This is a genomic window from Pseudomonas alkylphenolica (genome assembly GCF_004025535.1).
GTDB classification, from domain to species: domain Bacteria; phylum Pseudomonadota; class Gammaproteobacteria; order Pseudomonadales; family Pseudomonadaceae; genus Aquipseudomonas; species Aquipseudomonas alkylphenolica_A.
Genome location: NZ_QJRG01000050.1, coordinates 131145 through 145496 on the forward strand (window position 1 = coordinate 131145; position 14352 = coordinate 145496).

14 protein-coding genes are annotated in these 14352 nt (G+C 61.5%); 7 read left to right on the plus strand and 7 right to left on the minus strand.

Translation table 11 applies throughout. The annotated features are described in order from the left end of the window. Positions 1-29: 29 nt before the first annotated feature. The 3 genes from DM813_RS27480 to DM813_RS27490 all read right to left on the minus strand — a co-directional run bounded on the left by DM813_RS27480 (position 30) and on the right by DM813_RS27490 (position 3623). A complete protein-coding gene (locus DM813_RS27480; RefSeq protein WP_128326553.1) occupies positions 30-1364 on the minus strand; it encodes an MFS transporter in 1335 nt (444 codons plus the stop codon). A gap of 192 nt (positions 1365-1556) precedes the next feature. Continuing rightward, a complete protein-coding gene (locus DM813_RS27485) occupies positions 1557-2633 on the minus strand; it encodes an aromatic ring-hydroxylating dioxygenase subunit alpha (protein WP_128326554.1) in 1077 nt (358 codons plus the stop codon). Positions 2634-2669: 36 nt separating this feature from the next. Continuing rightward, positions 2670-3623, minus strand: coding sequence for a PDR/VanB family oxidoreductase (locus DM813_RS27490; RefSeq protein ID WP_128326555.1), 954 nt, complete (start codon positions 3621-3623; stop codon positions 2670-2672). Between the two features lie 254 nt (positions 3624-3877). Here DM813_RS27490 and DM813_RS27495 point away from each other — a divergent pair, with 254 nt between their 5' ends. Next, positions 3878-4351: a MarR family winged helix-turn-helix transcriptional regulator gene (locus DM813_RS27495; RefSeq protein WP_128326556.1), complete on the plus strand. Its 474-nt coding sequence runs from the start codon at positions 3878-3880 to the stop codon at positions 4349-4351. Here DM813_RS27495 and DM813_RS27500 read toward each other — a convergent pair. Beyond that, positions 4348-5166, minus strand: coding sequence for a helix-turn-helix domain-containing protein (locus DM813_RS27500; RefSeq protein WP_128326557.1), 819 nt, complete (start codon positions 5164-5166; stop codon positions 4348-4350). The genes DM813_RS27495 and DM813_RS27500 overlap by 4 nt on opposite strands. Before the next feature lie 108 nt (positions 5167-5274). Here DM813_RS27500 and DM813_RS27505 point away from each other — a divergent pair, with 108 nt between their 5' ends. The 5 genes from DM813_RS27505 to betI all read left to right on the plus strand — a co-directional run bounded on the left by DM813_RS27505 (position 5275) and on the right by betI (position 10699). Beyond that, positions 5275-5598 (plus strand): DUF2834 domain-containing protein, encoded by a 324-nt coding sequence (locus DM813_RS27505; protein ID WP_128326558.1) that lies wholly within the window; start codon positions 5275-5277, stop codon positions 5596-5598. 140 nt (positions 5599-5738) lie between these two features. Then, on the plus strand, positions 5739-7235 hold the full coding sequence (locus DM813_RS27510; protein WP_241653253.1) for an aldehyde dehydrogenase family protein: 1497 nt from the start codon (positions 5739-5741) through the stop codon (positions 7233-7235). A gap of 9 nt (positions 7236-7244) precedes the next feature. Next, on the plus strand, positions 7245-8429 hold the full coding sequence (locus DM813_RS27515; RefSeq protein ID WP_128326560.1) for an iron-containing alcohol dehydrogenase: 1185 nt from the start codon (positions 7245-7247) through the stop codon (positions 8427-8429). Positions 8430-8494: 65 nt separating this feature from the next. Then, positions 8495-9940 carry a purine-cytosine permease family protein gene (locus DM813_RS27520; protein WP_128326561.1) on the plus strand — a complete coding sequence of 482 codons (1446 nt, stop codon included), beginning with the start codon at positions 8495-8497 and terminating at the stop codon, positions 9938-9940. 117 nt (positions 9941-10057) lie between these two features. Continuing rightward, the gene (gene betI, locus DM813_RS27525) at positions 10058-10699 is read left to right on the plus strand and encodes a transcriptional regulator BetI (RefSeq protein ID WP_128326562.1); all 642 of its coding nucleotides are present in this window, start codon (positions 10058-10060) and stop codon (positions 10697-10699) included. Positions 10700-10711: 12 nt separating this feature from the next. Here betI and DM813_RS27530 read toward each other — a convergent pair whose 3' ends face one another. The 3 genes from DM813_RS27530 to DM813_RS27540 form a co-directional block, all read right to left on the minus strand. Further along, positions 10712-11287: a GNAT family N-acetyltransferase gene (locus DM813_RS27530; protein WP_128326563.1), complete on the minus strand. Its 576-nt coding sequence runs from the start codon at positions 11285-11287 to the stop codon at positions 10712-10714. Positions 11288-11448: 161 nt separating this feature from the next. Continuing rightward, on the minus strand, positions 11449-11904 hold the full coding sequence (locus DM813_RS27535) for a type II 3-dehydroquinate dehydratase (RefSeq protein ID WP_128326564.1): 456 nt from the start codon (positions 11902-11904) through the stop codon (positions 11449-11451). 15 nt (positions 11905-11919) lie between these two features. Further along, positions 11920-13287, minus strand: coding sequence for an MFS transporter (locus tag DM813_RS27540; protein ID WP_128326565.1), 1368 nt, complete (start codon positions 13285-13287; stop codon positions 11920-11922). Between the two features lie 164 nt (positions 13288-13451). Between DM813_RS27540 and DM813_RS27545 the strand changes: the two genes are divergently transcribed. Further along, a complete protein-coding gene (locus DM813_RS27545; RefSeq protein ID WP_128326566.1) occupies positions 13452-14336 on the plus strand; it encodes a LysR family transcriptional regulator in 885 nt (294 codons plus the stop codon). Positions 14337-14352: the final 16 nt, after the last annotated feature.

The window sequence follows — 14352 nt, forward strand, 5'->3', positions numbered from 1 at the left end:
CACCTTATTGTTATTGTCAGGGGTGATGCTCAGGCGGCGGGTTTCAGTGCAACCTGCAGCACGGCACGGCTGTTCAGGCGCCAGACGGCAATCGCAGCGACAACGAAAGCGCTGGCAAACAGCAGGTAAAGGTCGGCCGGTTGCCAGTGGGCATCGATCAGACGGCCTGCGACCAGCGGCGAGAGGATGGCGCCCATCCTGCCCATGCCGATCCCCCAGCCCAGCGCGGTGACGCGTTGCTCCGGTGCATAGATGCTGGGTGTCAGTGCGTACAGGCCGGCCACGCAGCCGTTGACCAGCACCCCGATCATCAGGACCAGCGCGAATGCCAGGTCAAGGTTGGCGGTGAAGTGGACGAAGAGGGCGAGAAACAGCGCATTCAGGCACAGGTAGCTGATCAACACCCGAGGTAGGCAGTAGCGGGCCGCCAGCAAGCCGATCAGCGAAGTCCCGACGATGCCGCCGACATTGAGCAATACCCCGCCCGTGATGCCCTGCTGGTTGGAAAGCCCGGCGCTGACCAGCAGCTTGGGTGTCCAGCTCATGACGAAGTAGAAGCCGAACATGACCAGGAAAAAGCTGGCCCAAACCAGCAGGGTCGACCGCCGCAAGGCCTTGGAAAACAGACCGGCGAGCGTTTCCCGGAATGAAGCCTGGGCACCGCTCTGGGGTGTTGGCAGGTGGCTGACCGGCTCCAGGCCTACCCGGTGCAGCAGGCGGTTGAGGCGACTCAGGGCATTGCGCGGCTGGCGTGCCACCAGGTAGGCAATGGACTCGGGCAGCACGACATACATGACCGGCAGTACCAGCAGTGTGACCACACCGCCATAGAGGAACACCGAACGCCAGCCCAGATGCGGAATGATCTGCGCTGCAATCACGCCGCCGACCGTCGCGCCCAGGGCATAAGCGGTCGATTGCAGGCTGATCGCAAGGCTTCGCCACTTCTTGTTGGCGTATTCCCCGGCAATCACATAGCTGCTTGCCAGAACCCCGCCAATACCCAGTCCGGTCAGCAGCCGGAGCGCGCCGAGCATGGTCACCGAAGTGGCCTGGGAGGACAGCAGCATGCCCACCCCGGCGATCGAGATGCACAGCAGGATCAGCGGGCGACGGCCAAACCGGTCGGCCCAGGGTGCGATGAACAGTGAGCCGAGGGCCATGCCCACCAGCCCGGCACTGAGCAGGTAGCCAAGCTCGATGCCGCTGAGCCCCCACTCGCTGGAAACCGATGCCGCGGTAAAGGCCATTACCAGTACATCAAAGCCATCCAGCATGTTGATCAGGAAGCAGAGGGCGACGACCACCCACTGAAACGCCCCCATGTCTTTCTCTTCCAGCGCGATACTGATCGACTGACTCATCGCCCGGCACCTCCTGTCGACAAAGCCAGAGGGTTTTTGCAGGCGAGCGTGGTCATCCTGCTGGGGAGGAAACGTGAGAAATTCATTGAACACCTTCTTGTTTTTGTTAGGCGTGCTACGCAGGGCCCCGGCATTGGTAGCCGGGTGATCTCCGGCTGCCGATCCGATCAGGATGGATCGGCAGGGCGGTGCTTAAGAGGACTGGCGAAGCTGCTCGATGATCTTGCGGGCGCGATTGGCGCCCACGTCGACATGGATATCCACCATCGGCTTGCTGCCGAACGCGAGCATGTTCTTGTACTGGGCTTCGATAACGACCTTGTCTTCATCGAAGGTCATTACCGTCTGCTCCACGACCTTGGCCTTGGTTTCTTGCGGATTGCTCTTCGGGTTGGTCGCCATGCTCCAGAAGTAGTGGCAGGTGGTTTCGGTTTCCGGCGTGACACCATGGAAGCCACGCATGTGAAACCCGTCCCGTTGCGGATCATCGAGCGACACGGTGTTGGCGTCTGCCGCACCGGTCCAGATGCGCAGGTGGGTGACGTGGAATTCGATTTCCTGCCAGCGATCGACCTTTCCCTTGAAGGGGTAGGCTGCCGTGTAGGTGGGCGGCGGCACGGAGTCCGGCATGTGACGCGTGACCTTCACCGTGGTGTCATCGCTGTCGACCTGCATGTGGGCGTTCATGTGAATGCTGGCATTGCCGCCGATGGTGCGCAGGTGCACATAGCCCAGGTGGCTCAGGTCCAGGAGGTTGTCATGGATGAGCTGATAGGGGGCGTCGTAGTGGTAGACGTCACCTTCGAACAGGTAGTCGGCATCGCTGTGGAAGGCATAGGCAGGCGGTTCGCCCGTGGGCGCCTGCTGATCCGCACTGCCGAACCAGATCCAGATGATCTGGTCGCGCTCACGAACGTGGTACGCAGGTACCTTGGCCTTTGAAGGAATCTTGGCCTGGCCGGGCACTTCCATGCATTGCCCGGCGGCGTTGAACAACAGGCCGTGATAACCACAGCGCACGCCGTGCGCCTCAAGCGTGCCGTGTGACAACGGCAGGGCGCGGTGGCAGCAGCGATCTTCAAGGGCCGCCGGCTGGCCATCGGCGGTGCGGAACAGTACGACGGGTTTACCGAGCAAGGTCCTACCCAGCGGTTTGTCTTGCAGTTCCCAGGCAAAGCCTGCGACGTACCATTGATTGAGTGGAAACAGTGGCAGCGCTGCAGGCGCTCCCACCTCATAGGCCAGCGCCTGGCCGTGCGATGTACTCATGGTGATCTCCATCTGTCGGGTGTGTTGTTGTCGGGGTTACAGGTCCAGCACCAGGCGCGCACTGCGCGCGCGGGAGCAGCACGGGGTGAATCGGTCGTTGCGGGCATGCTCTGCGGCGGTCATGAATTGGTCGCGGTGATCGGGTTCACCCGTCAGCACCGGGGTGATGCAGGCCCCGCAGATGCCTTGCTCACAGGAGCTTTCGATGGCCACGTCGTGCTCAAGCAGCACCTCCAGGGCAGACTTTTGCGCCGGCACCTGGATCACTCGACCCGAGCGGGACAGCTCGATTTCGAACGGCTGATCGCCCTCCAGCACCTGCGACGGGGCTGCAAAGTCTTCCCGGTGCAGCTGCGGGTCACGCCAGCCGCACGCCTTGGCGGTGGCAAGAATGTGCGACATGAAGCCGGACGGGCCGCAGACATACAGCTGGTCGCCGAGTGCCGGGCGGGCGAGGACCTGCGCGGCATCCAGGCGTTGTTCAGCCGGGCCGTTGTCGACATGAACGTGAACATGGGCGGCGAAGGGGGCCTGGCTCAGCACGCCGAGAAATGCCAGCCGTTCCGTAGCCCGGCCGCAGTAGTGCAGCTCGAACGGCTTGTTCGCTGCGATCAGGGTATGGGCCATGGCCAGAATCGGCGTGATGCCGATGCCGCCGGCAAACAGGACATAACGTTCGCCCGACAGGTCCAGGTCAAAGAGGTTGCGCGGGTTGCCGATGGTCAGCGTCGAACCCACGGCAATATCGGCATGCATGCGCCGCGAGCCGCCGCGAGACGCCGGCTCTTCGAGCACCGCTATCAGGTAGCGCCCGCGTTCGTCAGGGGCGTTGCACAGTGAATACTGGCGGGTAAAGCCGGGTGCGACCTGCACGTCGACATGTGCGCCTGCGGTGAAAGCAGGCAGTTCGGCGGCATTGGCAGCCATCAGTTCGAAGCTGCAGACACCGGCGGCTTCAACGGTTTTTCGGGAAACATAAACTTCGAGCATGAGCGTAACCCCACCGCGGATGAGCAGTGTTTGAAAACGAGTGGACGTTGGGCCGCTAGCAGCGGCCAGGCGGACGAACGGGGGTGATCAGGAAGGCGGGGGCAGGAACAGGCGAGTCATGGCACGGTACCTCTGAGTTTTTATTGTTGTACGGCGCGCTTATGATGCAGGCGCGCAGTCGTTGCGTGATTCTTATCCTAAGCATTTTAGTTGCGGTGTCAACTAATTCAATCGACGTTCAGGAACCGCTCGTCATGACCCCATCAACACCCCTCAATCTGGACCGCTACGTTCCTGCGTTGCTGACCTTTCTCACCAACAAGATGTCGAGCGGTGCGTCGGCGTGCTATCGCAAGCATTTCGGGATCGGCATCGTTGAATGGCGGGTGCTGGCGTTGCTTGCGGTGGAAGACCACATCAATGCCAACCGCATGGTGCAGGTGATCGGCCTGGACAAAAGTGCCGTTAGCCGGGCACTGCAACTGCTTGAGCGTGATGGTCATGTTTCAACGCAGGTGGATGCCAAGGATGCGCGCCGCTACACCGTGACCCTGACACCCTCAGGGCGCACGCTGCATGACCAGGTGCTGGAGATAGCCCTCAAGCGCGAGCAATTGCTGCTGGCTGCCTTGAGCGAAGATGAAGTCGATACGCTGATCGGCTTCCTGCACCGTATGAGCGGTCAGCTGGACGCCGTGAACGCGGTGGAGCCGGAGCCGCGCGGCTAGCCCTGAGCCGCCGCGTACTGCGCATACGCCGCCGTCATCACCTGCCAGGTGTGCGCATCGGCGGGGATCAGGTGTTCGATGCGCAGCGACGCCACGCTGATGTCCAGCGGCATGCCGAATGTCGTAAATGTGGACAGAAACCTCAATTCCCCTTGGCGGGCGCGGACCCGGGTCAGCACCACAGGCGTTGGCGCCGTCTCCAGCGGCAGATGGGGCGGGCAGGGCAGTTCGCCTAGCAGGCGAGCCAGGTCGGGACTGCTGGCAGCCTCGCGGGTAGCGCGCTGCCAGGCAATCGCACGGATCTCTTCGGCATTGACCAGATGATCACCCAGGCCACCAGGGCGTAGCAGGGTGTCGAGCAGGTTGAGGCCGGACCCGCTTCCAGCCGGTACCCCGGCCATGTCAAAAAGCAGGCCGGCGCTGGCATTGGCGGCAGTGATGTCCCAGTTGCTGGCAATCACAATCGCCGGCGCCGGGTTGTTGGCCAGCAGAATGTGCCCGATGGCGCCATGCACCATTGCCATGGCCGGTGCATCGGGCGCGGACGCCATGTAACGGGGTGCATACCCCGCCGCCAGGAATACCTCGTTGCAACCTTCCAACGGTACGTCGAGGGCGGATAACAGCGCATGCAGCGTGCTGGGACTTGCCTTGGCGCGTCCCGTCTCGATGCAGCTCAGGTGGCGCTGGGATACACCGGCGATGAGCGAAAGGTCGAGCTGGCTAAGCCGGGCCTGATGGCGAAGACGGCGAAGATGCTCCCCGGCGGATGCGCTGGCACCTGTAAGCGTGGCGTGGAACGTGTGTTGGCGCATGGGTGAACTCTGACTGTCCCTGTGTGAAGCGTCCATGACCTTTCAGGTCATTGAGCGGCGATCCACTCTATCACTACTGTACAGCGGTCACTCACCAAGGAGCGGATGATGAAAACCCACTGGATTGCACTGCTGCCGTTGCTGGCTTTTTCGCTGTACACCGGCTGGACGCTGTTTACAGCCGATCAGTCGCTGATTGCCTTCGGACTGGAACTGATGTCGCGGCAGGACACCGCACAAGTGGTCATCGATCTGTACCTGATGGCGGCGCTTGCCTGCCTCTGGATGCTGCAGGATGCCCGGTCGCGGGGCGTTACAACGCTCAGTGTGCTGCCTTACCTGCTGGTTACAGTTGTCTTCGTCTCTATCGGCCCACTTCTGTATCTGGTGGTCAGAGGCCTACGCAGCAGCGCAGGGAATAAGCAGCGCTGAAATCATTCGTGCATTTCAAGCCCGCCAACGCGGGCTTTTTATTGAAATAAAATTCAATACGCGATGATTTGTTATTGAAGATATTTTCAGTAATGCCTAATATCGGCCGCAGCCTGACAAGAACAAAACGAGGTGTTGCCGTGCCAGAATTGAAAGACAGGGCCTACTGGCTCGAAAAAGCGCAGTCGCTGCGCATTGAAGGACGGGCATTTGTTGAGGGGCGCTATGTCGATGCGCAAAGCGCTGCGACCTTCAACGCCTACAGCCCGGTTGACGGTTCGCTGCTGGCGCCTGTCGCCCTGTGTGCCAGCGCCGACGTCGACCTGGCGGTGGCTGCCGCCCGCCGCAGCTTCGAGGCCGGCGTCTGGTCGCAGCTGGCGGCCCGCGAGCGCAAGGCGGTGTTGCTGAAGTGGGCGGCGTTGCTGGAAGCCCACAGCGATGAACTGGCAGTGCTGGAGTCGCTGGACAGCGGCAAACCCATCGCCGACACCACGGGCGGCGACCTGCCGGGCACGATCTACTGCCTGCGCTGGTTCGCTGAACTGATCGACAAGGTGCACGGCGAAGTCCCGGCGACCGACCCACAGTTCTTCGGCACCGTCACTGCGCAGCCCATGGGCGTGGTGGCTGCGGTGGTGCCGTGGAACTATCCGCTGTTGATGGCCGCCTGGAAATTTGCCCCGGCCCTGGCCGCCGGCAACAGCGTGGTGCTCAAACCGTCGGAAAAAACCCCGCTCAGCGTCTTGCGCGTTGCCGCCCTGGCGGTGGAGGCGGGTCTTCCTGCAGGTGTGTTCAACGTGGTCACCGGTGATGGTGCCGTCGGCCGCGACCTGAGCCTGCATGGCGATGTCGACTGCATTGCCTTCACCGGCTCGGGAAAGGTCGGGCGGGAAATCGCCCGGAATGCTGCTGCCTCCAACCTCAAACGGGTCTGGCTGGAGCTGGGGGGCAAATCAGCCAATATCGTCATGGCCGATTGCCCGGACATTACCCAGGCTGCGCGCTCGGCCGCTGCCGCGATTTTTGCCAACATGGGCCAGGTCTGCAGTGCCGGGTCGCGCCTGTTGGTGCAGCGCTCTGTTGCCGAACCGTTGCTGCGCGAGTTGCTCGTCGCTGCCGACGCCTACCAGCCGGGGCACCCGTTGGACCCTGACAGCGTCACCGGCGCCATCATCGATGGCGTGCAGTTCGAGCGCGTTTTGCATTACATCGACATCGGCAAGCAGGAAGCGCAACTGCTCAAGGGCGGACAGCCGCTGGCGCTGGAAGCGTCCGGTGCCTACCTGGAACCGACGATTTTTCTCGCCGAGGATTCATCGGCACGCATCGCCAACGAAGAAATCTTCGGCCCGGTGCTGGTGGTGATTCCGTTCGACACCCTTGAAGACGCCATCGCCATTGCCAACCAGACCGAATTCGGCCTGGCCGCGGCGGTGTGGTCATCCGATCTCAAGACGATCCATATCGCTACCCGCCAGCTCAAGGCCGGCACCGTCTGGGTCAATTGCTATGACGAGCTGGTGGACATGAACTTCCCGTTCGGTGGCTTCAAGGAGTCCGGCAACGGCCGGGACAATTCGGTACATGCCTTGAGCAAATACACCGAATTGAAATCAACCATCATGCGCTGCGCTTAAGGTGAACCCGTGGAAAACAATCTTTCAGCATTGAACCCGCAGAAGTGGACCGTTCCGGTGCCGATGGAATACGGCCCGGGCGTGCGCAACCAGCTCGCTGCCCTGTGCCGGGAATTCAACATTTCCCGGCCGATGATCATCACCGACCAGGGTTCGTTGAACCTGCCTTTCGTTGGCGAAATTCAGCGTAGCCTGACTGAGGCTGGCCTTACCTGTGGCCTGTACGGTGGTATCGAGCCGAATCCGACCGATGTGTCGGTGATGGCCGGTGCGGCGGCGTACCAGGCATGGGAAGCCGACGGCATCATCGCCCTGGGCGGCGGCAGTGGTCTTGATGGCGGTAAAGCGGTTGCCCTGATTGCCCGCCAGCAGCGTTGCGAGCTGTGGGCGTTCGATTTCGACAAACCGGTGCCTGCCGGTTTCAGTGCCGCAGACTTCCCGCCGGTGATCACCATTCCGACCACCGCCGGTACCGGTGCCGAGACCGAAAGCACGGCGATGCTCACCGACACCGGGCGCGGCATCAAAGGCTGTGTCTGGCACCCTCACGCGCGGCCATCCGCGGTCATCCTTGACCCCGAGTTGACGCAAAGCCTGCCGGCCAACCTCACCGCCTGGACCGGTTGCGATGCGATCATTCATGCTCTGGAGGCCTACTTCGTACCGAGCTTCAATCCGCTCAGCGACGGTGCTGCCTTGCAGGCCCTGAACCTGCTGTGGAGCTCGATCGACACCGCCGTGGTGCACGGCCGGGACCTGGAGGCGCGGGGCAAGATGCTCATCGGTTCGTGCCTGGCCGGGGTGGCCTTCCTCAAGGGCCTGGGCCTGGTGCATGCGCTCAGCCACATGGTCGGGGCGACCTACAACACCCACCATGGCCTGACCAACGCGGTCATTCTGCCGGTGGTGTTGCGATTCAATGAAGCGGATATCACCCCACGACTCAAGCCCGTTGCGCAGGCACTGGAGTTGCCCGACGCCCGCTTCGAGACCTTCTACAACGCCGTGTGCGCCATGCTCGACCGCCTCGACATTCCCAAGTCTCTGGCTGCCCTGGGGGTCAAACACGCTGATATCGGCGAAATTGCCCGCAAATCCGTGGGTGATCCCGCACGCCTGACCAACCCGCGGGACAGTTCGCTGGAGCAATTGGAGGCGCTGTTGGCCCAGGCCATCGAGCGCGCTCGCGACTGATCGCCTGAACCACGCTTCGCGTTTTTCGCCGTGCAACCAAACCAATAAAAAAAGGTGCAACCGCCATGTCTGCGTCTAGCCAAACGGCGTCCAAGGGACGTCTGAACCTTGAAACACGCTCCATCGATTACGTCCCGCTTGCAGAACGTCACGGCAAGGCCTGGCATTTGTGGCCGATCTGGTTTTGCGGGGAAGCGCACCTGACCACCCTGGCGGTGGGCATCATCGGCGTCGGCATGGGTGCCAACCTGTTCTGGTCGGCGCTGGCGATCTTCCTGGGCTGCGCCTTCGGCACGCTGTTCATGGCCGGCCACTCGACTCAGGGCCCGCAAATGGGGCTGCCGCAGCTAATCCAGTCGCGCCCGCAGTTTGGCTACCTGGGCGCGCTGCTGGTGTATGTGGTGGCGATCGCCACCTATGTCGGCTACAACGCCTTCAACCAGTTGCTGGTCGGGCAAACCCTGCATGAGTTGTTCGATGTGCCGGAAAACGGCTCGGCGATTGCCTTCTCGTTGCTGGCGATCATCATGGCGATTGCCGGCTACAACACCTTCCACAAGGTGCAACGCTTGCTGGCCTTCGTGTTGATTGCGGTGATGCTGGTGTTCACCATCGGCCTGTTCTTCTTTGTCCAACTACCGCCAGAGCAACTGAGCGTATCCGGCTTCAAGGCCACGCCGTTCCTGGCGCAGTTCTTTGTGGCGGCGGCGTATCAGCTGAGCTGGGCGATCTACGTGTCCGACTATTCCCGCTACCTGCCTGCCAACGTCAGCGTGCGCTCGTCGTTCTGGTGGACCTACCTGGGCGCGATGATCGGCGGGGTGTGGATGATGCTGATCGGTGCTCTGGCGGCGGCATTGAGCCCGGGGCAGAATCTTGCCAAAGGCCTGGTGATGCTCGGCAACACGCTGTTCAGCGGCTTCGGTGAGTTCCTGCTGATTCTCGCCGTGCTCAGCCTGGTGACCAGTGCTGCGCAGAACTTCTACGGCGCGTCGATTACCCTGCTTAGCATTGCCGATACGATCAAAAGCCAGACCTCGACCTTGCTCAAGCGCATCGTATCGATGCTGCTGGTGGGCGGCACGGCAATCGGCATCGCCATGACCGCCTCCGATAACTTCGTGAAGGACTTCGGCGACTTCCTGGCGATCCTGCTGTACTTGTTCACGCCGTGGACGGCGATCAACCTCGTGGACTTCTACAAAGTGCGCCACGGCAAGTTCTCGATCACCGAGATCTTCAAGCCCAACGGCATCTACGGTCGCTGGAACTGGCGCGGGATCGGTGCCTACGTGGCAGGCTTCGTGGCCATGCTGCCGTTCTCCAGCACCGGGTTGTACACCGGTTATGTGACCACCTTGCTCGATGGCGCAGACATCAGCATGCTGGTGGGCCTGGTGGTCTCGGCAGTGGTGTACGGCTGGCTGTGCCGTTCGCAGAACATCCAGGCCGAACTGTCGCGAATCGACGAACTGGACAAGCACCTGGAAAGTGGTCTGCAAGCCGGTTGATCGCAGCTTCAGTCAACTCACCGCCTGTAACGGGCGGTGAGTTTATTTGCTGTTGCTCAGGCGCCAAAAGTTGCTAGATTGGCGCCTCGTTTCGCGTACCTACAAGGTTGTTGATGGATGAGCAGTGAATCTGGACTGGTCGAACCGAAGAAGCGCCGGACACGTATCGACCCTTCGATGCGACGCAAGGCCATTATCGAGGCAACGATGCAGTGCATCACCCGCTACGGCCACAGCGGCAGCACCCTGGAGCGCATCTGCGCGCAAGCCGGGGTGTCCATCGGTTTGATCGGCCACCACTTTTCCAGCAAGGAAGAGTTGATGCTGTCGACCTACCAGGAACTCACCGACCAGTTGCGCGAAGAAACCCGCAAATACCTGGAAGTGCAGGGCGGTTCGCCCGACGACCGGCTGCTGGCGATCATTCGCTCGTCGTTTCGCGGGCAGATCTTCAACGAGTTCATCCTCACCACCTGGCTGGGCTTCTGGGGCGCGGCGGTGTCGTCGGATGAACTGCGCGCACTGAACAAAAAGCTCTACGCCGACTACCGCAAGGAACTCGAGGCGGTGTTCAAGGCCATCGGCAAACAAAACGGCACGCAGATAGACGCCAAAAGCGCCGCGCTGACCATTACCGCGCTGCTCGACGGGTTCTGGCTCGAATGGGCGCTCGACCATAAAGCCTTCAGTGCCAAGAAAGCCGAGAAGTGCTGCATCACCACGGCGCACATGTTTGTGAACTGCGCAGCACCTGTTTGACCGGCAACGATCTCAATCCGTCAGTTGCAGGCGATGGATCACCTGGCAGGCATTGTTGGGATCACGCACGGTCGAAAAGCCGAAGTCGCGTGCCAGGTCCTGCATCTCGGCATTGGTCGCCGAGTCGACCGAGTGCATCGCCTTGAAGCCATTGGCTCGCGCCTTGTCGATCAGGTGACCGAGCAGCAGCGCGCCCAGGCCACGACGCTTCCATTGATCGTCGACGGTCACCGCGCATTCACATTCGCCGGCCTGGTCACAGGCCGCATAACGGCTGATGCCGACTTCCCGTAGCTCGCCATCGACATGCGCCAGCGCCACATACGCCATGTTGTCGTGGTGATCGATGTCCATCAACTGATCCAGCATGGCCTCGCTGGGCTCCTTGATCTGGCACAGAAAGCGAAAATGCCGCGATTCGGGTGAGAGGCGCATGATGAAGGCCTTCTCGCGTGCACGGTCCTCGGCGCGCAGTGGCCTGATCAGTACGTGCCCGCCATCGTCGAGCGGTTCGATCCAGTGCTCACCCGCTTGCGGCGCGAAGGCGGGGGTAGAGGGTGTTGGTGTATTGGCGTGGAGAGAGGTCATGAGATGTACTCCGAAAGGTTGGAGAGATTCATCAAGCATGCTTCATATCTACACCTGTCCGCGCGTTCCGGTTTGATGCATGTCAAACATGAGGTGGAAGGCCCATGCAAATGGCCCCGGGCGGTACTGCAAGGGGCCATTTGCATTGCGTGATGGCGAGCTTAAGCGGTAGTACGCTTGCGCTCCAGCAGGCCGGCAACTGCTTTAAGCGCCAACGGATAGCCGTCAGCACCCAAGCCGCAAATGACCGCGTTGACCACACCGGACATGATCGAGTGGCGATGGAGTTCATCGCGGGCATGGATATTCGACAGGTGCAGCTCGATCAGCGGCGTTTCGATCAGCTTCAACGCATCGAGCACCGGGATCGAATGAAACGACAGCCCCGCCGGGTTGATGATCAGCGCTGCGCCTTGTTCATAGGCTTCCTGAATCCAGTCGACCATAACCCCTTCGTGGTTGGTCTGGCGAAACTCGCAGTGCAGGTCGAGGGCGGTTGCTGCGGCCACACTGTCGTGCTGGATCTGCGCCAGTGTGGTGTGGCCGTAGATGTGCGGTTCACGGCGCCCGAGCATGTTCAGGTTCGGGCCGTTGAGGATAAAGACGGTACGGTTCATGGTCGCTCTGCCGGATCAGTTGGAAGGTTGCTTGTTGAACAGGACGCGCGGTTCGCCTTCGGTGGGTGGCTGGTCAGCGACCCGGTTGAGGTCGATACCGCGGGTTTCCGGGCCGATGACAATCATCGCCAGGGAAATCAGGTTGATCGCGGCACACAGTGACACCAGCGGCCATGGCGAGTTGCCGGACTGGCTCATCAGCCACACGGCGATCATCGGCATCGGGCCACCGATCAGCAGGTTGGCACCGGTGTAGGCCAGGGCCGAGCCCGAGTAACGCACCTGGGTCGGGAAGGCTTCGGCAAACGCCACCGGCTGGATACCGCTCTGAAACTGGGTAAAACCGAGGAACAGCCCCATGATTGCCATGATCGCAGCAACGTTCTGGGTGTTGAGGATCGGGAAGTACACGGTCAGGATCAGCAGGGTCATGCACGAGCCAAATGCCAGGGCTTTCTTGCGCCCCCAGCGATCCGACAGGTAGCCGCCGGCCAACGCGCCCAAAATCGCAAAGACGTTGGCTACCATCAGCGACATGAAGCCCATCGACTGGCTCATGCCCAGGTGCTTGGTCAGGTAGCTCAGCGAAAAAATCACGATCAGGTAAAACAGTGCTGCGGGCGAGCAGAAGAACAGCATCAGCCGCACGATGGTCTTGCGGTGGCTGCCTAATGCCGCTTTCAACGGGCTTTTCACCGGTTTCACCGGTGCGTTCTGCAGGGCGACGAAGGCGGGGGTTTCATCGACTTTCAAACGGATGAAAATCGCCACCACTACCAGCACAAAACTCATCAGAAAGGGGATGCGCCAGCCAAAACTCTCGAACTGCTCGCTGCTCAGCAGAGCTGCCAGGCCCATCAACACGCCGTTGGCGAGGATCTGGCTCAACGGCGAGCACAGGCCCAGCAGGCCGGAGTAGCGGCCACGACGATCAGGGGCGGCATGCTCCAGGGCCATCAGTTGCGCACCTGTGGATTCGCCACCCAGCGCAAAGCCCTGAATGATCCGCAGCAACACCAGCAGGATCGGTGCCCAGACCCCGACCTGGCTGTAGGTCGGGAGCAAGCCCATCAGCACGGAGGCCAGGCCCATCATGGTCACGGTGGCGAGCATCAGGTTGCGCCGCCCAAGCTTGTCACCGAGGTAACCACAGGTGATCGCCCCGAGCGGGCGGGCCGCGAGGCCGACACCGAAGGTGGCCAGCGAGGCGAGCAGCCCGGCGGTGGGCTCCATGGCCGGGAAAAACAGTTTGGGCAGCACCGTGGCTGACACCGCGCCATACAGGGTGAAGTCGAACCATTCCAGGGCAGTGCCGATGGTGGCGGCCGTCACCGCTTTGCGGGACATCCGGGCATCGGCCGGGGAGCGAGTGGTTGTGCTCATTAGCGGTACTCGTCGTTGTTTTTGTCGTTATGGACTCGCGAAGCGCCGCTGGACCGGCGTCGGTGCAGTGCGCGTCGAAGTGAGTAGACGGTAGCGCAATTGGCTTGCAGAATAATTATTGAAAAAACAACATTTCAATAAGCTAGCCTTATAGGTTATTGCGCATGGAACTTCGTCATCTGAAAGCCTTTGTGGTGGCTGCCGACTTGCAGCACTTCAGTCAGGCCGCCGAGCAACTGGGCATTGCCCAACCCGCGTTGAGCCAGTTGATGCGCACCCTGGAAAAAGAACTGGGAGTGGCGCTGTTTCGCCGTGAACACCGCAGCGTGGCGCTGACCGCGGCCGGCCAGGCGTTCCTGCCCCATGCCCGCCAGTCGATTGCCGCCAGCGAACTGGCCAGCGCTGCCGCTCGCCGTGCGCGCCGGGGCGAAGCAGGGGAGATCAACATCGGCTACCACTCGGCGCTGTTCGAGGCGAACCTGCCGCAGCTGCTCAGGCATTACTTCAGCAGCTTTCCCGAGGTCAAGGTGTCGTTGGTGGATGCCGGCATTCGCGGGCAGTTCGACATGTTGCTCACCGATAAAATCGACCTGGGGTTTGCCCGGGTGTTCAAGGACCACCTGCCGGACCGCCTGCGCACGCACCCGTTCAGCCACTCGAAACTGGTGTTGCTGATCCCCGATAACCACCCGATGGCTGCCGATTTCAATGGTGAACTGGCAGCCCTGCGCCACGAGCAGTTCGTCTTCCTGCAAGACCCCACCGGCATCGGCCTGACCTCGCATACCCTGCACGCGTGCCGGCAGCATCAACTGCACCCGAGCAACATCCTTTACGTACCGTCGTTGATGAGCATTCCCGGCTTGGTTGCTGCCGGGATCGGCATGAGCATCGTGCCGGAACCGATGGCCCGGTTGACCATGCCCGGCGTGCACATCGTGCCTCTGGAGCAGCCGGAGATGGTCAGTGAGCTTTCCCTGATTTCGCGCATTGATGAGCGGTCCAGTGCAGTGCTGCACTTTATCGAGGAGGCGAAAGGCTGGGGGTAGTGCATTGAAGCCAGTA